Here is a 21729-nt window from a genome sequence, read left to right as displayed (position 1 = left end):
CGGAACGCCCGGGTGGGCCGACTCCCCTGGCGCGGGGCGCCAGGGGGTCTCCGTCGGCGGCCGATGCATGCCGCTGCGGTGACGGAAGATCGCCCCCGTACTGGATCCGGACCCCCCGGTTCGGCGAGGATCGCTGTATGCACACTTCGTCCGTCGACTCCCCGCCCCGTCCGGAGCACCGCACCACCGCCGGTCTCGCCGGCGTCCTGGCCCTGTGCTCGGCGCTGCTGCTGACCCTCGTCGCGGCGAGATGGAGCCCGTTGATCAGCGCGGACGGGGACATCGCCGACACCACCCACCGCTGGGCGGTCGACGAACCGGGCCTCACCCAGGCGTGCCGCATCCTCACGGACTGGGTGTGGGATCCGTGGACGATGCGTCTGCTGTGCGCGGCCGTCGTCGTGTGGCTGGTGGTGCGGTGGGCGGCGCGCTGGACGGCGCTGTGGCTGGCACTGGCCGTCGCGCTGGGCACGCTGCTGCAGCAGGGCGTCAAGGCCGCGGTGGACCGTCCCCGCCCGGTCTGGCCCGATCCCGTCGACTCGGCCCACTACTCGGCGTTCCCGTCGGGCCACGCCATGACGGCCACGGTGGTGTGCGGCCTGCTGCTGTGGCTCCTGCACCGGCACGGCGTGGGCCGGGCCATGTGGCGTACGGCCGTGGCCGTGGCCGTCGTCTCCGTGGTCGGGGTGGGGCTGACCCGGATCTGGCTCGGTGTCCACTGGCCGTCGGACGTGGTGGGCGGCTGGCTGCTGGGCATGACGGTGGTGGCCCTGGCGGTGTGGGTGCACCGGCGCCGGCAGCCGTGAACCCGTCGCCGCCTGACCGTCGTTCGGCCGCGGCGGCCCGCGGCTCGTAGGATCGCCCCATGACGGCCGTGCTCTTCGACTTCTCCGGAACCCTCTTCCGAGTCGAGTCCACCGACTCCTGGCTGCGTGGCGCCCTCGCCGGGGCCGATGTCCGGCTCACGGAGCCCGAGTTGACCGCAGCGGTCTCGGCTCTGGAGGCGGTGGGGGCGTTGCCCGGCGGTGGTGATCCCGCGCGGGTGCCGGAGGAACTGGCGGACGCCTGGCTGATCCGGGATCGCAGCGCCGCCCTGCACCGGGCGGCCTACACCGGTCTCGCCCGGCAGGTCCCGCTCCCCGACCCGGCGCTGCACGACGCCCTGTACGACCGCCACATGACCCCGGCCGCGTGGGCCCCGTACCCGGACGCCGCCGAGGTGCTGCGCGCGTTGCGGGAGCGGGGCGTTCCCGTCGGCGTGGTCAGCAACATCGGCTGGGACCTGCGGCCGGTCTTCCGCGCGCACGGCCTGGACCCCTACGTCGACACATACGTCCTGTCGTTCGAGCACGGCATCCAGAAGCCCGACCCGCGGCTGTTCGGCATCGCCTGCGAGGCGCTCGGAGCCGATCCGCGCACCACCCTCATGGTCGGCGACGACCGCCGGGCGGACGGCGGCGCCGCCGCACTGGGGTGCGGGGTGCACTTCGTGGACCACCTGCCGGCGGCAGACCGGCCGGACGGGCTGCGGCCGGTCCTGGATCTGGTGAGCTGAGACGACGGGCATACCGTCCATGTGGGCGGCGGGTCGATATCGAAAGTAGCCCAAGGACACTACCGGGGCCGATGGAACGCCCGCCTCGGACGATCCCCCGCGTCGCCCGAGGCAGACGCCATCGCCGGCCCAGACCTGACAGGTGTTGGCCGGACTCTCCGAGTATAGTTGGCTGGCAGCCAGTCAACACAGGAGTTGCAGCATGTCTCCGCGTAGCGCCTCGGTGAACGAAGAGTTGCGGCGGCGTTCCCGGGAGCGGCTCCTGCAGGCGGCGGTCGAGCTGGTGGGTGAACACGGCTACGACGCGACCACGCTCGGCGACATCGCGGACCGGGCGGGATCGGCCCGGGGTCTGGTGTCGTACTACTTCCCCGGCAAGCGCCAGCTGGTGCAGTCCGCCGTGCACCGGTTGATGCACCGCACGCTGGAGGAGGCCCTGGAGCGCGAGCCGCGCACGGAGGACGGCCGGGAGCGGATGGCCCGGGCCATCGACGCGATCCTGGGTCTGGCCCGGGACCGGCCCGTGCTGATGCGCCAGCACATGGCGGGGATACTGCAGGCCGAGGGCTTCATGCAGTGCCCGGAGCAGCGGCGGCTGGCCGAGCTGCTGCGGGACACCATGGCCCGGCACGGGTCTCGGGACGTCGACAGCGACTACCCGATGATGCGCGCCCTGCTGATGGGCGCGGTGTACGCGGCCCTGGTGCCGGGGGCGCCGATGCCGGTGCGGGTGCTGCGGGCCGAACTGTTCAAGCGCTACCGGCTCGGCTGGGAGCTGGGCCTCCCGCCGGAGACCGGAGCCTGCGGCGGGAGGGGCGACAAGGATCTGTCGCGGTTCTTCGCGACCGGGGCCGCACCGGAGCGCGACCCGCGGGGTCAGTCGAAGTAGTCCGGCTGCGTCTGGACGTTGAGCTCACGCTGGTGGACCCGGCGGGCCGGGTCCGTGCGGCGGTCGTCGATCTTCAGGACGTCGAAGCCCCGGGCGTACTCGTTCGAGTAGATGTAGCCGTTGTAGTAGTACGCGGACCAGGAGCCACCGGACTTGATCGTGTCGGTGGTCAGCGGGCCGCGGTCGAAGTAGGCGATCTCCTTCGGCGCGGCCGAGTCGGTGAAGTCCCAGACCGAGACGCCACCCTGGTACCAGGCCTGGACCATGATGTCCTTGCCCTTGACCGGGATCAGCGAGCCGTTGTGGGCGACGCAGTTCTCGGTGTCCGCCTGGTGGCGGGGGATCTTGAAGTAGCTGCGGAAGACGAGCTTGCGCTTGTCGCCCTTGCCGACGATGTCGTAGATGCCGTCGGCGCCCCGGTCGGGGCCGATCTCCGCGTTGCAGGTGGCCGCGCCGCCACCGCCCAGCTCGTCGGTGAAGACGACCTTGTTCGCCTTCTGGTTGAAGGTCGCCGAGTGCCAGAACGCGAAGTTCACGTTGTCCTGCACGCGGTCGATGACCTCCGGGTGTTCCGGGTCCTTGATGGAGAGCAGGATCCCGTCGCCCATACAGGCGCCCGCGGCCAGGTCCTTCGACGGCAGCACGGTGATGTCGTGGCAGCCGGTGGTCTTGGACACGCCCGGGTTGGTGGGTCCGCCCGGGTTGCCGCCGCCGTCCGGCCCCTCACCGGGGAACAGCACGGGGAAGCCCACGACCTCGGCCTTCTCGGGGGCCCTGCGCGGCACCTTGATGACGGAGATGCCGTCGTGCGGCGGCCGGCAGTCGGGATAGGCCGCGTTCGGCGAGTACGAGGAGACGTACACGTAGACGTTGCGGCGCTCGGGCACCAGCGTGTGGGTGTGTGAGCCGCAGGCGGTCTCGACGGCGGCGACGTACCTCGGGTTGCGCTTGTCGCTGATGTCGAAGACCTTCATGCCCTCCCACGAGGACTTCTCGGTCGCCGGCTGGGTGGTGCTGGAGCAACTGCTGTCGCTGCGCGAGGAGTCCGTGGACAGGAACAGCAGGTCACCGGAGACGGAGATGTCGTTCTGCGAGCCGGGGCACAGCACCTGGGCGATCGTCTTCGGCGCCTTGGGGTTGCCGATGTCGAAGATGCGGAAGCCGTCGTAGTTGCCCGCGAACGCGTACCTGCCCTGGAAGGCGAGGTCCGAGTTCGTGCCCCGGAGCACATCCTTGGGGACGTGGGCCAGGTGCTGGATGTTGTCGGAGTGGACGATCTCGTCCTGGCCGGGTATGTCGCCGTTCCGGATGGCCTCCCGGACCTCCTCCTGGTCGCTCTTGGAGACCTTCTTCGGCGCGGGCAGCGCGTCCCCGGGGTCGGGGGTGGCCCCGGCCGGCGCCGCGGTGAGGAGCGCGGCCAGCAGCCCGGCGGCCACAACGGTAACTCCCAGGCGTCTGCGGCGTGTTCTGCGGTCGTTCAACAGGATCACTGTTTTCCTCCCTGGTTCCGTTCACTGCGGAACGGTTCACGCACCACGCAGTATCGTCTTCGTCATGGACATACCAATAGAGAGAAACAGCCGCAATGAAGCTGTCCGGCCGATGCCCCGCGGAAGCGTGCGTGTACGTCGTCCACAACCCGAGGCGCGTTTCGACTCGTCGGCCACAGGAGGTCGTTGTGCTCTTCCGCCGTGCGTCCCGGGCGTCCGCCGTCACGACGGGGCTGGTCGCCCTGGGCGTGCTCACGGCCGGAGGCTGTGACTCCGGTCCGGACCGCGAACCGGCCACCGCGGACGGGCCCGCCGTGATCGCGCCGGGTGAGCCCGGCGAGGCGAACCGCACCCTGTCCGCCGAGGAGGCCGCCGGCCGGCGCTCGGAGAACGACTCCCCCAACTCGGCCGATGTCTCCTACGTCCGGATGATGATCGAGCACCACGCACAGGCCCTGGTGTTGACCGAACTCGCCCCGGGGCGCGCCGAGTCGAAGGACGTGAAGCGGATCGCCGGGCGCATCGCGGCCGGTCAGAAGCCGGAGATCGAGGCCATGAAGGGCTGGCTGAAGGCATACGGCAAGCCACTGAGGGCCGAGCGGCACGAGCACGCCACGATGCCCGGCATGGCGACGCGGGCCCAGCTGAAGAAGCTCCGCGCCGCCGACGGAAAGACCTTCGACCACCTCTTCCTGACCCTGATGACGACCCATCACCAGGGTGCGATCGCCATGGCCACGGACGTGAAGGGGCAGGGCAACAACGTCCGCGTCGAGGAGATGGCAGACGAGGTGATCGCGCAGCAGACGAGCGAGATCACACGGATGCGGAGCATGCTCTGACCGCGCCCCGGGGCGGGACCTCGTCCCGGTTCAGCGCCGGGCGCGGCGCGGCGACAGCAGGCCCGCGTCCCGGGCCTGGCCGATCAGCCTGAGCGACGTGCGACGACTGTGCCCCGTCGCACCCATCACGGCGAGGACCGGGTCGGCGCCGTCCCGCTGGGCCGTGCGGTACTCCCGCGCCACCAGCAGCCTCCCCTCCGCCCCGCGTGGCCGGGCGGGGCGGGCTCGGCGCCCCTCACTCCCCCAGCCGTCGGGCCCTGGCCCGGCACCGCACGCCTCGGCCACCGACTCCTCGATCCAGTCGGCGAGCACCGCCAGGTCGTCGAGGGACAGTGCGGGCTGGGCGCGCACCTCCTCGACACAGACGCATCCGCCGCCCACGACGGCCAGCGCGTCGACCCGGGCGCCGTCCGCGAAGGCCAGCCGGAACTCAAACCACCGGGTGGCGCCCTCGTTCTCCCGCACTTCCCAGGCGGGGCGCACGGCCACCGCACCGTCCGCCGGAGAGCGATCAGAAAGATTCAGAAAGGATGCTTCCAGCACACACTCAACGTAACCGCATGATCACATTCCCTATAGATCGGACACGCGCCTCGGGCGGCGCACTGCACCCTGTCAGCGGAGCCCGCACAGTGCGATGCTGGTGGCGTCAGCACTCTCCTGAGATCCGTCGGATCCCTCCGGTAAGGAGTTCCGCCGTGCTGCGAGTCGCCGTCGTAGGCTCCGGGCCCAGCGGGTGCTACACCGCCCAGAGCCTGGTCCAGCTGAACTCCGAGGTGCGCGTCGACGTCCTGGACCGGCTGCCGTGCCCCTACGGCCTCGTCCGCTACGGCGTGGCACCCGACCACGAGAAGATCAAGTCGCTGCAGAACAACCTGCGCGCGGTCCTGGAGCACGAGCGGGTGCGCTTCCTCGGCGGTGTGCGGATCGGCCCCGGCGGCGTGACCGTGGCACGGCTCCGGGAGCTGTACCACGCGGTGGTGTACTGCGTGGGCGCCGCCACCGACCGGCATCTGGGCATCCCCGGGGAGGACCTGCCGGGGAGCTGGTCGGCGACGCAGTTCGTGTCCTGGTACAGCGCCCACCCGGACGCCGTGGACGCCGGTTTCCTGCGGGACGCCCGGTCGGCGGTGGTCATCGGGGTGGGGAACGTCGCCGTGGACGTCACGCGGATGCTGGCCCGGGGACTGGCCGAGCTGACCTCCACCGACATGCCGCAGGCGGCCCTGACCACCCTGGCGGCCAGCCGGGTCACCGAGATCCACATGGTGGGCCGGCGCGGTCCCTCCCAGGCCCGGTTCACCACCAAGGAGCTGCGCGAGCTGGGCACCCTGCCGGAGACGGACGTCGTCGTGGACCCGGCGGAACTGGCCCTGGATCCGGGCTACACGGACCCCTCCGCGCTGCCCGCCCCGCAGCGCCGCAACGTCGAGGTCCTGCGCGGCTGGGCCGGGACAACCCCAAAGGGCGCCCCGCGCCGCATCCACCTCCGGTTCTTCCTCCGCCCGGCCGAACTGCTCGCCCAGCAGGGCCATGTGGACGCCGTGCGGTTCGAGCGGACGATCCCGGACGGCCATGGCGGAGTGAGGGGCACCGGCCGCCATGAGGTCATCGAGGGACAGCTGGTACTGCGCTCGGTGGGCTACCGCGGAGTCCCCCTGGAGGGCCTCCCCTTCGACCCGGCCACCGGCACCGTCCCGAATCTGTCCGGCCGCATCCTGCGCGAGGGTGCCGTCGCCCCGGGCGAGTACGTGGCGGGCTGGATCAAGCGTGGCCCCACGGGCGTCATCGGCACGAACCGCCCGTGCGCGAAGGAGACGGCGACCGCGCTCCTGGAGGACGCGCCGGCCCTCGCGCGGCGGACCGCGCCCGACGACCCCCTCACGGCGCTGCGCGCAGCGGGAACCGACCCGGTGGAATGGCCGGGCTGGCAGGCGATCGAGCGGGCGGAGGCGGAACTGGGTGCCTCACTGGGCCGCGGCGTGGTCAAACTCCCGGACTGGCCGTCCCTGTTGAAGGCCGCGGCCGGCAAGGCGCCCTGAGGGCCCTCAGCCGGCGAGCCGGACGGCCTGCCGGGCGGCGGCGTCGAGGAGGGCGGCCAGCAACCCCGGGAAGAGCTCGTCGAGGTCGTCCCGCCGCAGCCCGTTCATCTTGGCCGTCCCCCGGTACACCTGCCGGATCACCCCGCTCTCCCGCAGCACCCGGAAGTGGTGCGTGGTGGTCGACTTGGTGACGGGCAGATCGAAGTGCGAGCACGACAACTCGCCACGCGCGCCGGAGAGCTCCCGCACGATCCGCAGCCGCATCGGATCCGAGAGCGCGTGCAGAACGTCCTCCAGCCTGATCTCGTCGGACGCGGGGTGCGGCAGGTCACGACTGCTGACGGCGGGGGACGTCACGGCGGGCTCCAGTTCCTCGGGGACTCCATAGTACGAGAACCCTCGTAGTTTGACATCCATCGTACTACGGTGCCTATCGTACGAGTCGACATCGGCCCCGTGACGAATGGAGTCCGCCGTGACCGCGCTCTTCGAGCCCTACACCCTGCGCGAGCTGACGATCCCGAACCGCGTGTGGATGCCCCCGATGTGCCAGTACTCGGCGGCGCCGGAGGGCCCGGAGACCGGGGTCCCCACCGACTGGCACTTCGCGCACTACGCCGCCCGCGCCACCGGCGGCACGGGCCTGATCATCGTCGAGGCGACCGCGGTGTCGGCGCAGGGCCGCATCTCGCCCTACGACCTGGGCATCTGGAACGACGCGCAGGTCGAGGCGTTCCGCCGCCTCACCCGCTTCCTCGCAGCACAGGGCACGGTGCCGGCGATCCAGCTGGCCCACGCCGGCCGCAAGGCCTCGACGGACCGCCCCTGGAAGGGCGGCGCCCCGGTCGGCCCGGACGCCCACGGCTGGGACTCCGTCGCCCCGAGCCCGCTCGCGTTCGACGACAGGCACCCGGTCCCGTCCGAGCTGACCGTCGACCAGATCGAGGACGTGGTCGCGCAGTTCGCGGCCGCGGCCCGTCGCGCGCTCGCCGCCGGCTTCGAGGTCGCCGAGATCCACGGTGCCCACGGTTACCTGATCAACGAGTTCCTCTCCCCGCACTCCAACCACCGCACCGACGCCTACGGCGGCTCGTACGCGAACCGCACCCGGTTCGCCCTCGAAGTCGTCGACGCCGTACGGGAGGTGTGGCCGGACGACAAGCCGCTGTTCTTCCGCGTCTCGGCGACCGAGTGGCTCGAGGACGGCGGCTGGACCGCGGACGACACGGTCCGTTTCGCCGCCGATCTGCGGGCCCACGGCATCGACCTGCTGGACGTCTCCACCGGTGGCAACGCCTCCGGCGTCCGCATCCCCACCGGCCCCGGCTACCAGGTGCCCTTCGCCGCCCGGGTGAAGAACGAGACGGCCCTGCCGGTCGCCTCGGTCGGGCTCATCACCGAGGTCGAGCAGGCCGAGAAGATCCTGGCCAACGGTGAGGCGGACGCGGTCCTGCTGGGCCGGGAGCTGCTGCGCAACCCCTCGTGGGCGCGGCACGCGGCGCGGGAGCTCGGCGGTGAGGTGCGGGTGCCGGACCAGTACCACCGGTCGGTCTGATCCGGCATCCGCTCGGGCCCGTCAACCGGTCCGTCCGCTCCGGCACCCGCTCGGGCTCGTCAACCGGCCGCACACGTCGTTCCGTTGAGCGTGAACGCGGCCGGGGCGGCGCTGTTGCCGCCATGACTCGCCTGATAGCCGATGCTCACGCTCGCGCCGGGCGCGATGGTGCCGTTGTAGGCGACGTTGGTGGCGGTGACCGACCCGGACGACGGCGTGTACGTGGCACCCCAGCCGCCCGTGACCGTCTGCCCCGCGGGCAGCGTGAATCCGAGCTTCCAGCCGTCGACGGCTGTCGTGCCGGTGTTGGTGAGGGTCACCGACGCGGTCAGGCCGGTGCTCCAGGCGTTCACCGAGGCCGTCACCCTGCAGGCGCCGGGCTGGGGCTGGGGAGCCGGGCCGGAGCTGTCCAGGCCGAAGAAGGTGAGCACGCGGGACGCCATGCCCTGGGCGTACAGGTTGTGGCCCACGCCCTGAAGACTGACGGCCTCCACGGGGGCCCGGTCACCCGTGCCGCCGTAGCGGGTGCGGGTCCAGCCGGACTGGGGCGTGTCGGTGGTGGTGGGTGTCTGGCTCACGCCCTGCACATGGGTCCACTGCTTGATCTGCTCCCCGAAGTTGGGGTAGCGCAGGACGTCGTCCTGGGTGCCGTGCCAGATCTGCATCCGGGGCCGGGAACCGGTGTAGCCGGGGTACGCGCCCCGGGCCAGGTCACCCCACTCCTTCGGGGTGCGGATGATCGTTCCGCCCGAGCAGGCGCTGTTCCACTCGGAGCCGTCGGTGGTGGCGAAGCAGCCGAACGGGACGCCCGAGAAGGCGGCACCCGCCGCGAACACGTCGGGGTAGTCCCCGAGCAGGACGTTCGTCATCATCGCGCCGGAGGAGATGCCGGTGGCGAAGATGCGGCCGGTGTCGGCGTCGTAGGTGCGGGTGGTCCAGTCGATCATCGACTTGATGCCGACGGGGTCACTGCCGCCGCCGCGGCGCAGGGCCTGGGGCGAGGAGACGTCGAAGCACTTGCCGCTGCGGGTGACGGACGGGTAGAGCACGATGAATCCGTACCGGTCGGCGAGGGTGTCGTACTCGGTGCCGTTGTACATGTCCGGGCCCGAGCCGGTGCACCAGTGCACGGCCACCACGACCGCCGGCTTCGGCGTGACGTTCTCCGGAACGTACAGGTACATGCGCAGGTTGCTGGGGTTCGTGCCGAAGTCGGTGACCTCGGTGAGGGCGGCGGCGGGGACGGCCCCCGCGCGGGCGGCATCGCGGGCGGGCTCGCCCGCGACGGCCGCGGGTGCGCCGAGCACGGTGGCGGTGAGCAACGGCAGCAGCGCGGCGACGAGCGTGAGGAGCATCGACCACGGGGGTCTGGGCGCCGCGGGGTGGGGGGTGGCTGACACGTCCGGCGTTCCTTCCGTCATGAGGTGCGGTTCAGGAAGCGTCCATGCGGCATGGTGACATGGACATGGTTTCCATGGAAGCGCTCCCACGCCCGCATCGCCCTGACCAGGAGCGGCTGAATGTGTTCTGCGCGAGGCGTTGACTAGAAAGCGCTTGCCCCCTACGTTCCGTTCAGCAGTGTGACCCGTCGATGCGGGCAGCCATCCGTAATGGCCCGCATTGGACGGGATATTGAATGGCGTTCATCTACATGAATCGCCAGCTCAACGAAGGCACGCCCCCGACGGAATGCCCGGACTCCGGAGGAGCCCGGCACGCCTCCACCCCCACGACAGAAGGAATCGGGACATGACTTCTGCGACACGCCCGCGCCCCCGCAGGCGCGCACTGACCGGCGCAGTGGCCACACTCGGCCTCTCGGTTGGCATGATCATGACTACCAACGCGCCCACCGCGAGCGCCGCGACATGGCCGGCCCCCAACGGCAGCCAGGGCACCTCCTCCACCATCTCCGTGTCCGGCACCAAGGACTACGGGATGAAGCGGTACTACGGCACCGGGGAACTGGCCGGCGACGGCCAGGAGGAGGGGCAGGACCCGATCTTCAAGCTCGCGAACGGCGCGGTGCTGAAGAACGTGATCCTCGGCGCCCCCGCGGCCGACGGCATCCACTGCGAGGGCAGCTGCACGCTGCAGAACGTCTGGTGGGAGGACGTCGGCGAGGACGCCGCCACCTTCCGCGGCGGAAACGGCGCGACCTACCAGGTGATCGGCGGCGGAGCGAAGAAGGCCGCCGACAAGGTCTTCCAGCACAACGGCGGCGGCACGCTGACCATCTCCAACTTCGCGGTGCAGGAGTTCAAGACGCTGTACCGCTCGTGCGGCGACTGCTCCACGCAGTACACGCGCAAGGTCAACCTCAACACCGTCGACGTGACCGGCACCGGCTCCACCGCGCGGCTCGTCGGCATCAACGTCAACCGCAACGACGTGGCGACGCTGCGGAACATCACGATCCGCAACGACTCGGGCCGCAAGGTCGTCCCCTGCCAGAAGTACAACAACAACACCGCTGTCGGCTCCGGACCCGACAGCAAGAACTGCCTCTACTCCACCTCGGACGTCACCTACAGGTAGCCCCGGCCAGTCCCCCCACGGTGAAGGCGGCCGTGCGGAGCGCCCCGGCGGGCGCTGCGCACGGCCGTCCGCGTCAGGCGCCGCGCACCCGCGCGCGCACCTCTCCGACCAGCTCTCGCTGATAGTGGGTGTAGGCGGTGCGCAGTCCGGTGCCGGGCCAGTCGGCGGGCAGGAGTCCGGACGGCAGGACGGGGTCGGCGAGCAGGTGCCGTACGACGGCGGCGAAGGCGGTCAGGCGGTCGGCCGGGCGGGGAGCGCCGGCGATGTGGTCGAGCAGAGCCCGGGCCGTGGCGGCCCAGGCGTCCAGCGGCCACAGCGTTTCGGCCAATTCACCCGAGGGCCGGTCGGGGCGGGCCGTGTAGCGCTGGGCCACCCGGTCCAGGTCGCCGGGCAGGGCGCGGGTCAGGTTGGCGGGGCGTAGCCAGACCCCCTCGCGGAGTTCGGCGAGCCGGAGGGCGCTCAGCCGGGCGCGCAGGTCGGCCCGTTCGGCGGGGCCGCGTCCCGTCGCGGTGACCACGACCATCTCCCAGTCGCCGTCCCACGCGCGCGTGCGCGGGTGCACGGCGTCGTCCTGGCGGCGCTGGCGTTCCAGGAGCCGGTCGCTGAGGCGGTAGCCACCGTCCGTGCGCCGCAGGTCGCCGGCGGCCACCATCCGGCTGAGCGCCGCCCGCAAGGTGGAGCCTGCGACGTCGAAGCCCTCCACGAGCCCCACCAGTTCCCTGACCGGCAGCTCGGGTGGATGCGTCCCGAGGAGCAGGCTCAGCACGACCGACCGGGCGGACAGGGGACGCAGATCGAGCGCGCCGGACCGCGCCGGGACGTTCATCGGCATGGCCACGTACTGTACGCGGCGGGATTCCGTGTTGCATGATTGCTGCGGCCGCAGCCAGAGTGCAACACTCGCCGCATGGTCTCGACACCGGACGAACAGCAGGGGCACGGCGGATCCGCCACGCACGACGTCATCAACCAGGCCCCGCCCCTCGCCCCCTACGACGCCTCCGACGACACGGCCCTGCTGGAGGGGCTGCGGCGGGAGGGCGCCGGGTGGGCCGAGGAGGACCTGCGGCGGCTCGGCCGGCGGGCCGGCAGCGCCCGGGCGCAGGAGTGGGCCGACCTGGCCAACCGGCACGAGCCGGAGCTCCGGACGCACGACCGGTACGGCAACCGCGTCGACGAGGTCGAGTTCCACCCCAGCTGGCACCACCTGATGCGCGCGGCGATCGCGGAGGGTCTGGCCGCCTCGCCCTGGGCGGACGACCGGTCCGGCGCCCATGTCGTGCGGAGCGCCGGCGGACTGGTGTGGGGGCACACCGAGGCCGGGCACGGCTGTCCCACGTCGATGACCTACGCGGCCGTCCCGGCGCTGCGCCGGCAACCGGAGCTGGCGAAGCTCTACGAGCCGCTGCTGACGAGCCGCGAGTACGACCCCGTCCTCCGAGAGCCCACCGAGAAGCGCGGGCTGCTGGCGGGCATGGGGATGACCGAGAAGCAGGGCGGCTCCGACGTCCGCACGAACACCACGGCGGCCACGCCCACGGCGGAGCCCGGGGTGTACACGCTGCGCGGGCACAAGTGGTTCACCTCGGCGCCGATGTGCGACGTGTTCCTGGTGCTGGCGCAGGCCCCGGGCGGGCTGTCGTGCTTCCTGGTGCCGCGCGTCCTGCCCGACGGGACCCGCAACACCTTCCGCATCCAGCGGCTGAAGGACAAGCTGGGCAACCGGTCCAACGCCTCCTCCGAGCCCGAGTTCGACGGGACGGTGGCCTGGCTGGTCGGCCCCGAGGGCCAGGGTGTGAAGACCATCATCGAGATGGTCAACTGCACCCGGCTGGACTGCGTGATGATGTCGGCCGCGCTGATGCGCAAGTCCCTCGTCGAGGCGGGGCACCATGCGCGCCACCGCAGCGCGTTCGGCGCACGGCTCGTGGACCAGCCGCTGATGCGCAACGTCCTCGCCGATCTGGCGCTGGAGTCGGAGGCCGCCACGACACTCACCCTGCGGCTGGCGGGGGCGGCCGACCGGGCGATCCGCGGGGACGAGGGCGAGGCGGCGTTCCGCCGGATCGCCACCGCCGTCGGCAAGTACTGGGTGACCAAGCGGGGCCCGGCCTTCACCGCGGAAGCCCTGGAGTGCCTCGGCGGCAACGGATACGTCGAGGACTCGGGCATGCCCCGGCACTACCGGGAGGCGCCCCTGCTGTCGATCTGGGAGGGCTCGGGGAACGTCAACGCCCTCGACGTGCTGCGGGCGCTGAGCCGTGAACCGGGCACCGCCGAGGCCCTGTTCGGGGAGCTCGCCCTCGCCCGGGGCGCGGACGCCCGGCTGGACGCGGCCGTGACACGGCTCAGGACGGGACTGTCCGAGGCGTCGCCGACGACGGCACGGCGTCTCGTGGAGCAGATGGCACTCACCCTCCAGGCCTCCCTCCTCGTGCGGCACGCCCCGCCGGCGGTCGCCGACGCGTTCTGCGCGACACGGCTCGGGGGTGACTGGGGGCACGCGTTCGGGACACTGCCGGAGTCTGCGGGCCTGGACGCGATCGTGGAGCGGGCGCTGCCCGGGGGCGGGCGCTGAGGCGCCGGCGGGCGCACGCCGGACGGGTTCGCGGGCCTCGGGTTGGCCGGCGCCCTCGGGGGGCGCACCCGGGGGCGGCCCACCTGGGGGGGGCGGCGCACCTGGGGGGTCGACTCGAACTCAAGCCATCGTGCGCACAGTTCGCGCACAGTCATCGCCCGATTCCGCTTCGTTGTCAGTGCCGTGGTGCAGACTCCCCGTCAGTTGGCAGTTCGCCTGGGGGAGGACACCGTGTTCAGGGGGATCGACGAGGTCGACTGGGCCTCGCTGCGCCATGCGTCCGGCAGCGCGGAGGACGTGCCCGGATTGCTGCGGGGGCTGGCCTCCGCCGACCCGGCCGAGCGGCAGACCGCGCTCGACGGGATGTACGGCACGGTGCACCACGAGGGCGGGGTGTACGACGCGACACTCGCCTGTGTTCCGTTTCTCCTCGCGCTCGCCGGCCGAGCGGAGGTGCGGGGCCGGGCCGAGGTGGTGGAGCTCCTCGTCAGCATCGGCGACATCGACGGTGCCCCCGGTGATCTCGCGTCGAGCACCCGGGATGCCCTGCGCGCGGGTGCCGGCGTCTTCGAACGGCTCGCGGGGGACGCTGACCCCGGCGTGCGCCGGGCAGCCCCCGGGGCGCTGGTGCGGTTCCTCGGTCGACCGGCCCGCGTCCTCGCCCTGTTGCGGGAGCGGATCACCGTGGAGCGGGACGACGGGGTCCTGCTCGCCCTGACGGAGAGCCTCGGCCTGTTCGCGCGGCGGTACCGCCCGGCCGATGACGCCCACGCCGCCGAGGCGGTGTGGCTGCTGACCGAGCTGAGCGGGCCCCCGCACGGCCCCGGTCTGCGGCTCGCCGCACTCGGGCAGCTCGCGGGATGTGCCCAGGACCGGCTCCCCGCCGATCTCGTACCGACCGTCGTCCGCCTGCTCAGGGACAGATCGGGGCAGCGGGCCGGGGCGGGGCACCCGTACGACTGTCCCGGTCCGGACACCCTCGCCGGCCGGCTGCGGCGGCTGCGCCCCTCGGACGAGGAAGGATCCCGGTTGCTGCGGACCCTGCACTCGGCACTCGGCGGCCGGGTGTCCGACCGGGTCGCCCTGCTGTGCGGGCAGTTGACCAGCCCGGACCCCCTCGACCGGTGCAACGGCGTGTGGATGTCGGCCGGACTGTTCCGTGAGTGGCGTACCGGTCACGCGGAGCCGGTCACCCTGATCGGTAACCAACTGGGTGCGGAAGAGAGCCGGCTGCACGACGCGGCGGTCGCCGTCCTGGTGGAGCTCTTCACGCTGGCCGCGCCCGCCGCCGACCGTCTTCACGCGCTGGTGACGTACCGTCCCGAGCTTCGGATACGGCACGGTGAGCGGGGCGCGCCGGCCCTGGGCGGTCCGCTCAAGGCACTGGCCCAGGCCGGGGACACACGGGCCGTACCGACGCTGGCGGAGATGCTGACGGGCCCGGTCGTACCGAACGATCTGGGGCTGGTGGTGCCCCACTTGGGCGGCGCGGCCGTTCCGCTCGCCCCGGCGCTGCGGCGACGGCTCGCCCGCGTGCCGCTCGACGCGCCCGACACCGCCGAGCGGGCCGTCCCCCTGCTGTCGGCCCTCGCCGCACTGGGCGACGTCGAGGCCACCCCCGCCGTATTGCGTCTGCTGCGCGGCATGCCGGACGGTCTGCGGCGGCGCGACGCCGTCACCGCGGCCGCGCTCCGCGCCCTCGGTGTGCTCGGCGGCGCGGCGCGCGAGGCGATACCGGATCTGCACGGGCTGCTGAGGACCGACAGCGCGGTCGCCACGGCGGACGCGCTGTGGTCGGTCACGGGCGACGCGGACGCCGTACTGCCCGTCCTGATACGGGAGTTGTCGGGCACCGGAGGTGGTCACCGGCGCCATGCCGCGGCCGTGCTGGGGCGGTTGGGCCCGGCGGCGCGTCCGGCCCTGCCCGGGCTGCGCGAGCTGGCCGCCTCCGGTGACGCGTTGGCGCGGACCACGGCCGCGTGCGCGGTGTGGCGGACAGCCGGCGAACCGGAGCGGTTCCTCCCTGTGCTGCGCTCCGCCTGGGTGGAACACCCGCGCACCCGCAGAACGATCGCGGAGTGCGTCTTGGCACTGGGACCCGCGGGAGCACCCCTGCACGAGGCGCTCCGTGCGGAACTCGCCGCCCCCCGGCGGCACCGCAGCGACGCGGGCGTCCACGGCATACGCGAGGACCTGGCGTTGCTGCGGGTGTGCCGGGAGGCGCTCGCCGGCCCGGGACGCCCGTAGGGCCTCACCCCGCCGTACGCCCCCACATCGGGCCGAAGCGGGCCCACTCCGCGTCCCACTGGTCGATGCGGCGGCGCTCCAGGCGGCCGCGGAGGGCACGACCGGCGACCACGGGTACGACCGCGGCGCACAGGCCCGCCACACCACCGATCAGAGAGGCCCGTACGCGGGCCTGGGGCTCGGTGACGGGCCGGGTGACCTGGCGCCCCTCGGCGTCCGTCCATACGGTGACCGGGGCGCCGGCGGCGCTGCCCGCCGGGACCCGCAGCTGGCCGGAGTGTTCGGAGCCGTCCGCGGAGGTCCACCGCGCCGTCGCCCACACGTGCTCGGCCCGGGACTCAGGGGCGTCCTCGGAGGCCGTCCCGGGAGCGCGCTCGGCGAGCCGTGCCACGAGCGGGCGCCACTCGTCCCGTTCCCGGGCCAGCCCGTCCTCCACGGAGCGGCTCACCGCCGTCCCGGCCAGCACCCCGACGAGGACCGTGAGCAGCCACACGCCCAGGACGACCCAGGCCTCCACTCTGTCGGCGCGGCGCCTGAGCGGATTGCGCCGCCAGCGCCACAGCCACACCTTCGGACCACGTAACGCCATCGAAGGCCTCCTCCTCACGAGCCCACGACCATCCCGCCGCTCTCCCCATACGGACGGCGGCGCCTGGATGCTCAGTGCACCTACCCGACGTGACGGTCCCCACGGGCCGGCGCCCCGGCCGGCGCCCTGCGTGGGCGGCTCGCGGGATGCTTCGTCTATGGCCTCGACACCCCGCTGACCTGCGCCGGAGCCCTTTCCGGAGGTGACTGTCAGTGGTCGGGTGCAGACTGGCCGGTGTTCGGGACGAGGGCGTCAAGGACGACGCCGCGGAGGTGATCGGCATGACCGAGGTACTGCTCGCCGTGGGCACGCGCAAAGGCCTGTTCATCGGGCGCCGGCGAGGTGGTGGCGCCTGGGAGTTCGACGAGAGCCCCTACTTCAACGCGCAGGCCGTGTACTCGGTCGCCATCGACACCAGGGCCGGCACGCCGCGACTGCTGGCGGGCGGCGACAGCTCGCACTGGGGCCCGTCGGTGTTCCACTCCGACGATCTCGGCCGGACCTGGACCGAACCGGCCCGCCCGGCCGTCAAGTTCCCCAAGGACACCGGGGCCTCCCTGGAGCGGGTGTGGCAGCTGCACCCGGCCGCCGCCGAGCCGGACGTGGTGTACGCGGGCACCGAACCGGCCGCGCTGTACCGCTCGGAGGACCGCGGGGAGACGTTCGAGCTGGTCCGGCCACTGTGGGAGCATCCCACGCGGTCGAAGTGGGTGCCGGGCGGTGGTGGTGAGGGCCTGCACACCGTGCTCACCGACGCGCGCGACCCGAAGGCGGTGACCGTCGCCGTCTCGACCGCCGGCGTCTTCCGGAGCCTGGACGGCGGCGCGAGCTGGGCGCCGTCCAACTCGGGTGTCTCGGCGGTGTTCCTGCCCGACCCGAACCCGGAGTTCGGCCAGTGCGTGCACAAGGTCACGCGGGACGGCGCCAGCCCTGACCGGCTGTACCTGCAGAACCACTGGGGGGTGTACCGCAGCGACGACGCGGGCGCGCACTGGACGGACATCGGCGAGGGCCTGCCGTCCACGTTCGGCTTCGCGGTGGCGGCGCATCCGCACCGGGGCGACACGGCGTACGTGTTCCCGATCAACGCCGACGCCGACCGGGTCCCGGCCGACCACCGGTGCCGCGTCTACCGGACGGCGGACGCCGGCAAGAGCTGGGAGCCGCTCAGCAGGGGCCTGCCCCAGGAGGACCACTACGGCACGGTGTTGCGCGACGCCTTGTGCACGGACGACGCCGACCCGGCGGGCGTCTACTTCGGCAACCGCAACGGCGAAGTGTTCGCGTCGGCGGACGACGGCGACAGCTGGCAGCAGCTCGCCTCGCATCTGCCGGACGTGCTGTGCGTGCGGGCCGCACTCGTCGGCTGAGACACGGACGGACGGGGGGACGAGGATGCGCACAGGCGTTGGCCACCGGTTGATCGCCGCTGCCCGTGCGGCAGTAGGGTGACGCCCGTGGCACCACGACCCTTGCATGAGATCGTCGAAGCGGGCTGGGCGAAGGCCCTGGAACCGGTGGCCGAACGCGTCGCCGCGATGGGGGACTTCCTCCGCGCGGAGATCGCCGCCGGGCGCACCTACCTGCCGGCCGGGGCGAACGTCCTGCGGGCCTTCCAGCAGCCCTTCGACGACGTACGCGTCCTGATCGTCGGTCAGGACCCGTACCCGACTCCGGGGCACGCGGTGGGGCTGTCGTTCTCGGTCGCGCCCGAGGTGCGGCCGCTGCCCGGCAGTCTCATCAACATCTACCGCGAGCTCACCGCCGACCTGGGGCTCCCCCAGCCGTCCAACGGCGACCTGACGCCGTGGACCCAGCAGGGTGTCCTGCTGCTCAACAGGGCCCTGACCACCGCCCCGCGCAAGCCCGCTGCCCACCGCGGCAAGGGCTGGGAGGAGGTCACGGAGCAGGCGATCCGGGCCCTGGCGGGGCGCGGCAAGCCGCTGGTGTCCATCCTGTGGGGTCGTGACGCCCGCAATCTGCGCCCGCTCCTCGGCGACCTGCCCTCCGTGGAATCCGCCCACCCCTCCCCCATGTCGGCCGACCGGGGCTTCTTCGGCTCCCGCCCGTTCAGCCGGGCCAACGACCTGCTGATCCGCCAGGGCGGCCAACCGGTGGACTGGCGCCTGCCGTGACCGGGGCGTCGGAGGGTTCCGGGTTCCTCGCCGTGGACTCCGGCGGCTCCGGACTCCGGGCTGTGGTGGGGACCGCCGGGCGTGGTCCGCTGGCCCGGCGGGAATCCCGTGAGCCGGTTCGCACCGGCGAGCGGGGCATCGATCCCGAAGACTTCCTGGCGCGACTCGTGCCGTTGGTGCGCGCGTTGACCGCCGAAGCGGGTGCGGTGCCGCTGACCACCGTCGTCGTCGGCGCGACCGGTCTGGCCTCCCTCGGGGACGGGCTGCGTGCCGAACTGCCGGGCGCTCTGGCCCGGGAGTGGGGCGTGCGCAGGGTCGCGCTGGCCGCCGATGCCGTGACCGCGTACGTGGGTGCGCTCGGTACACGCCCCGGTGCCGTGATCGCCGGCGGGACGGGGCTGATCGCGATCGGCACCGACCTCACCGGCTGGCGGCGGGCGGACGGCTGGGGGCATCTGCTCGGCGACTGCGGGGGCGGTGCCTGGATCGGGCGGGCCGGCCTCGAGGCCGCGCTGCGCGCCCACGACGGGCGCGAGGACGGCTCGGCCCGGCTGCTGGCCAGCGCCGAAGAGGTGTTCGGGCCCGTGACGGGGCTCCCCGGCGCCCTGTATCCCCGGCCCGACCGGCCGGCCGTGCTCGCATCCTTCGCGCCCCGCGTGGCCGACTGCGCGGACGAGGACCCCGTCGCGGCGGGCATCCTGAGGGCGGCCGCACGGCACGTGGCCGACTCCGCGGCGGCCGTGTGCCCTTCCGGCGGCGAGCCGTGCATCGCCGTCACCGGCGGCCTGTTCAAGCTGGGCGCCCCGTTGCTGGGCCCCTTGGACGAGGAACTGGAGCGGCGGCTTCCACAGGGGCGGCGGGTGCCGGCCGAAGGTGATCCGCTGCACGGCTCGGTGCGCATCGCGGCCGAACTGAGCACCGGTTCACTCACGCTGCCGAGTGACGCGACGATGCTCTCCGTGACCACCCGTTCGGGTGATTGATCCGATCACGTCCCATCCGTACGTAACTCATCAGACAAAACAGGACGGATACCGCTCACCTGCACCCTCCCCGAACAGGGGAACCCAAGAAGCCAGTAACATGCGGCGCCATGAGTTCCCCCACTGGGCCCGCGGATGGCCTGCCTGTACGAATGCCGCGCCCCCGCCAGCCCGGACGGCACCGCCGTCCCGAGCCGCTGGTTGCTCCCGAGGGCGCGCCCGCGCTCGTCCTCGCCGTGCCGGGGACGCCCAGTAGCGCCACGCGCAGCCTCGCCGAGGAGGTCGTGAGCATCGCCCGCTCCGAGCTGCCCGGCCTCGACGCCCGCATCGGTTATCTCGACGGGGACGACGCGGAGTTCCCCTCGCTGCAGGCCGTGCTCGTGCACACCGCCGAGGAGCGCACGGCCCGTTTCGAGCAGGCCCGCGCCGCCGGCATGGACGTCAAGATGCCCGACGGCCCCGTCGCCGTCGTCGTGCCGCTGCTCGCCGGGCCGGACAGCGCGCTGCTGCGCCAGGTCCGTCAGGCCCTCATGGAGAGCCGTGTCGCCGCCGAGCTGACCGACGTCCTCGGCCCTCACCCGCTGCTCGCCGAGGCGCTGCACGTGCGGCTGTCCGAGGCCGGTCTGGCCCGTGCCGACCGCGCCCGGCTGTTCACCGTGGCGACCGCCGCGGACGGCATCATCCTGGCGTCGGTGGGCGGCGACGAGGCCGTGCAGGCGGCGGGGATCACCGGCATGCTGCTCGCCGCGCGCCTCGCCGTGCCGGTGATGGCCGCGGCCCTGGACGAGGAGGGCTCCATCGCCTCCGTCGCCGAGCAGCTGCGCTCCTCGGGTTCGCAGCAGCTGGCGCTCGCGCCGTATCTGATCGGTCCGGAGATCGAGCAGGGCCTGGTCGAGGAGGCCGCGAAGGAGGCGGGCTGCTCGGCCGCCGAGTCGCTCGGCCCGTACCCGGCGATCGGCAAGCTCGCCCTGGCCAAGTACACGACGGCGCTGGGCATCGCCCCGCAGCAGGCGCAGGGCACGCCGGTGCGCTGACGCGAGGCGCCGCCGCCCGAGAACGCCGAGAAGGCCCACTCCGGTTCGGAGTGGGCCTTCTCGGCGTTCTCGGGGTGCCCGGCCGGGCGACGGCGCGTGGTGAGTCCTCCTCAGCCGAGGGCCACGCACGAGGCCGCCGTCACCCGGATCGAGCCGCCTCGTCGCGGGACGCCCGTGAGCGCGTCGACCGCGAACCACGTCACGTCGCCGGAGCGCTCGTTGGCGACGTACAGGAACCCGCCGGAGGCGGCGAGGGCGCGCGGCCAGTGGCCGCCGCAGTGCACCGTGGCGGCGAGCCGCAGCTCCTCGCCCTCGACGGCGAGCACGGACAGGACGTCCTCGCCGCGGGTGGCGGTCCAGACGAAGCGGCCGTCGGGCGAGGTCACGATGCCCGAGGGGTAGGCGTCGCGCCCCGGTGCGCCCGGCAGCACCGGGGTCTCGGACAGCGAGGTCAGGACGCCTGTCGCCGCGTCCCAGCGGCAGACGGTGACGGACGGGGTCAGTTCGTTGATGACGTACGCGTGCGAGCCGTCCGGATGGAAAGCCAGGTGGCGCGGCCCCGAGCCGGGGCGCAGAGCGGTCTCCCGGTGCAGGGCCAGGGCGCCGTCCGTCAGCGTGCACACCCGCACCGAGTCCGTGCCCAGGTCGACGCTGACGGCCCAGCGACCGCTCGGGTCGGACTGCACCTGGTGGGGGTGCGGCCCCTGCTGGCGGGGGGTGTGCGGCCCCGCGCCGCTGTGCCGGAGCACGCTGGAAGCGGAACGCGCGAGGGCGCCGTCGGGGCGGACGGGGACCGCGGTGACACTGCCGGAGCCGTAGTTGGCGGTCAGGATGTGCCCGTCGAACAGGCCGAGGTGGGTCGGGCCGCTGCCGTCGACCGGCACGGGCCGCCCGGCAGGCTCGGGCTTGTCCCCGTCCACTCGGTACGCGGCCACCGCGCCGTCGGCCGTCTCACTGACCGCGTAGAGCGTCTTCCCGTCGGGCGCGAGGGTCAGACAGGAAGGGTCCTGGACGGCGTTGACGCTGCTCAGCACGGTCAGCGCACCGCTGCCGGGGTCGACCTCAGCAGTCAGGATGCCGGGCCCGCCGGCCGCCGTGAACGACCCGATGTACGCCCGTCGCCTGCCGTCCGCCACCGCAGTCCCCTCTCGCCGGCGCCGCCCCGAATGACCGCGCAGCCGATCATGCAAGGTCTAGACCAGACGGTCAAGGGTGGTTCGCCCGGCCGGGCGTGCGCCGGACGCGGTGGACA

The 21729-nt window shown here is 72.9% G+C and carries 20 protein-coding genes; 13 read left to right on the top strand and 7 right to left on the bottom strand.

Annotated elements, in window-relative coordinates; all coding sequences use genetic code 11:
- The first annotated feature begins 137 nt into the window (after positions 1-137).
- The 3 genes from BJ965_RS34245 (at position 138) to BJ965_RS34235 (ending at position 2444) form a co-directional block, all read left to right on the top strand.
- Positions 138-806 carry a phosphatase PAP2 family protein gene (locus tag BJ965_RS34245; RefSeq protein ID WP_184914304.1) on the top strand — a complete coding sequence of 223 codons (669 nt, stop codon included), beginning with the start codon at positions 138-140 and terminating at the stop codon, positions 804-806.
- Positions 807-865: 59 nt separating this feature from the next.
- Positions 866-1555: an HAD family hydrolase gene (locus BJ965_RS34240; RefSeq protein ID WP_184914302.1), complete on the top strand. Its 690-nt coding sequence runs from the start codon at positions 866-868 to the stop codon at positions 1553-1555.
- 202 nt (positions 1556-1757) lie between these two features.
- Positions 1758-2444: a TetR/AcrR family transcriptional regulator gene (locus BJ965_RS34235; protein ID WP_184914300.1), complete on the top strand. Its 687-nt coding sequence runs from the start codon at positions 1758-1760 to the stop codon at positions 2442-2444.
- Here the strand turns inward: BJ965_RS34235 and BJ965_RS34230 are convergent.
- Positions 2432-3934: an LVIVD repeat-containing protein gene (locus BJ965_RS34230; RefSeq protein ID WP_184914298.1), complete on the bottom strand. Its 1503-nt coding sequence runs from the start codon at positions 3932-3934 to the stop codon at positions 2432-2434. The genes BJ965_RS34235 and BJ965_RS34230 overlap by 13 nt on opposite strands.
- Positions 3935-4122: 188 nt before the next feature.
- Here BJ965_RS34230 and BJ965_RS34225 point away from each other — a divergent pair, with 188 nt between their 5' ends.
- On the top strand, positions 4123-4776 hold the full coding sequence (locus BJ965_RS34225) for a DUF305 domain-containing protein (RefSeq protein WP_184914296.1): 654 nt from the start codon (positions 4123-4125) through the stop codon (positions 4774-4776).
- A gap of 30 nt (positions 4777-4806) precedes the next feature.
- Here the strand turns inward: BJ965_RS34225 and BJ965_RS34220 are convergent, their stop codons facing one another.
- Positions 4807-5265: a DUF6214 family protein gene (locus BJ965_RS34220; protein WP_184914294.1), complete on the bottom strand. Its 459-nt coding sequence runs from the start codon at positions 5263-5265 to the stop codon at positions 4807-4809.
- 209 nt (positions 5266-5474) lie between these two features.
- On the opposite strand from BJ965_RS34220, the gene BJ965_RS34215 reads away from it, so the two are divergent.
- A complete protein-coding gene (locus BJ965_RS34215) occupies positions 5475-6818 on the top strand; it encodes an FAD-dependent oxidoreductase (RefSeq protein WP_184914292.1) in 1344 nt (447 codons plus the stop codon).
- 6 nt (positions 6819-6824) lie between these two features.
- Here the strand turns inward: BJ965_RS34215 and BJ965_RS34210 are convergent, their stop codons facing one another.
- Positions 6825-7175, bottom strand: a complete 351-nt coding sequence (locus BJ965_RS34210; protein WP_184917829.1) for an ArsR/SmtB family transcription factor — start codon at positions 7173-7175, stop codon at positions 6825-6827.
- A gap of 118 nt (positions 7176-7293) precedes the next feature.
- Between BJ965_RS34210 and BJ965_RS34205 the strand changes: the two genes are divergently transcribed.
- Positions 7294-8373, top strand: a complete 1080-nt coding sequence (locus BJ965_RS34205) for an NADH:flavin oxidoreductase/NADH oxidase (protein ID WP_184914290.1) — start codon at positions 7294-7296, stop codon at positions 8371-8373.
- Between the two features lie 59 nt (positions 8374-8432).
- On the opposite strand, the gene BJ965_RS34200 is transcribed toward BJ965_RS34205, so the two are convergent.
- Positions 8433-9728, bottom strand: coding sequence for an extracellular catalytic domain type 1 short-chain-length polyhydroxyalkanoate depolymerase (locus BJ965_RS34200; protein ID WP_184917826.1), 1296 nt, complete (start codon positions 9726-9728; stop codon positions 8433-8435).
- 394 nt (positions 9729-10122) lie between these two features.
- Between BJ965_RS34200 and BJ965_RS34195 the strand changes: the two genes are divergently transcribed.
- Positions 10123-10911, top strand: a complete 789-nt coding sequence (locus tag BJ965_RS34195; protein ID WP_184914288.1) for a pectate lyase — start codon at positions 10123-10125, stop codon at positions 10909-10911.
- Between the two features lie 73 nt (positions 10912-10984).
- Here BJ965_RS34195 and BJ965_RS34190 read toward each other — a convergent pair whose 3' ends face one another.
- Positions 10985-11743: a PaaX family transcriptional regulator C-terminal domain-containing protein gene (locus tag BJ965_RS34190; protein ID WP_184914287.1), complete on the bottom strand. Its 759-nt coding sequence runs from the start codon at positions 11741-11743 to the stop codon at positions 10985-10987.
- Between the two features lie 75 nt (positions 11744-11818).
- Here BJ965_RS34190 and BJ965_RS34185 point away from each other — a divergent pair, with 75 nt between their 5' ends.
- Both BJ965_RS34185 and BJ965_RS34180 read left to right on the top strand, forming a co-directional pair.
- Positions 11819-13489: a DNA alkylation response protein gene (locus tag BJ965_RS34185; protein ID WP_184914285.1), complete on the top strand. Its 1671-nt coding sequence runs from the start codon at positions 11819-11821 to the stop codon at positions 13487-13489.
- A 231-nt stretch (positions 13490-13720) separates the two neighbouring features.
- The gene (locus BJ965_RS34180; RefSeq protein WP_184914283.1) at positions 13721-15736 is read left to right on the top strand and encodes a HEAT repeat domain-containing protein; all 2016 of its coding nucleotides are present in this window, start codon (positions 13721-13723) and stop codon (positions 15734-15736) included.
- 4 nt (positions 15737-15740) lie between these two features.
- On the opposite strand, the gene BJ965_RS34175 is transcribed toward BJ965_RS34180, so the two are convergent.
- Positions 15741-16325 carry an Rv1733c family protein gene (locus tag BJ965_RS34175; protein WP_184914281.1) on the bottom strand — a complete coding sequence of 195 codons (585 nt, stop codon included), beginning with the start codon at positions 16323-16325 and terminating at the stop codon, positions 15741-15743.
- Positions 16326-16537: 212 nt separating this feature from the next.
- On the opposite strand from BJ965_RS34175, the gene BJ965_RS34170 reads away from it, so the two are divergent.
- The 4 genes from BJ965_RS34170 (at position 16538) to BJ965_RS34155 (ending at position 20477) form a co-directional block, all read left to right on the top strand.
- Positions 16538-17695, top strand: a complete 1158-nt coding sequence (locus tag BJ965_RS34170) for a WD40/YVTN/BNR-like repeat-containing protein (RefSeq protein WP_184914279.1) — start codon at positions 16538-16540, stop codon at positions 17693-17695.
- Between the two features lie 87 nt (positions 17696-17782).
- On the top strand, positions 17783-18460 hold the full coding sequence (locus BJ965_RS34165) for a uracil-DNA glycosylase (protein WP_030834978.1): 678 nt from the start codon (positions 17783-17785) through the stop codon (positions 18458-18460).
- Positions 18457-19443, top strand: a complete 987-nt coding sequence (locus tag BJ965_RS34160) for an N-acetylglucosamine kinase (protein ID WP_184914277.1) — start codon at positions 18457-18459, stop codon at positions 19441-19443. Before BJ965_RS34165 ends, BJ965_RS34160 begins: the two co-directional genes overlap by 4 nt.
- Positions 19444-19553: 110 nt before the next feature.
- Positions 19554-20477, top strand: a complete 924-nt coding sequence (locus BJ965_RS34155) for a sirohydrochlorin chelatase (RefSeq protein ID WP_184914275.1) — start codon at positions 19554-19556, stop codon at positions 20475-20477.
- Positions 20478-20587: 110 nt separating this feature from the next.
- On the opposite strand, the gene BJ965_RS34150 is transcribed toward BJ965_RS34155, so the two are convergent.
- Positions 20588-21613 carry a lactonase family protein gene (locus BJ965_RS34150; RefSeq protein WP_184914273.1) on the bottom strand — a complete coding sequence of 342 codons (1026 nt, stop codon included), beginning with the start codon at positions 21611-21613 and terminating at the stop codon, positions 20588-20590.
- Positions 21614-21729 lie beyond the last annotated feature (116 nt).

Origin of the sequence: Streptomyces luteogriseus, assembly GCF_014205055.1 — a bacterium.
Taxonomy (GTDB): Bacteria; Actinomycetota; Actinomycetes; order Streptomycetales; family Streptomycetaceae; genus Streptomyces; species Streptomyces luteogriseus.
This window is presented reverse-complemented; position numbering and strand designations above follow the sequence as displayed.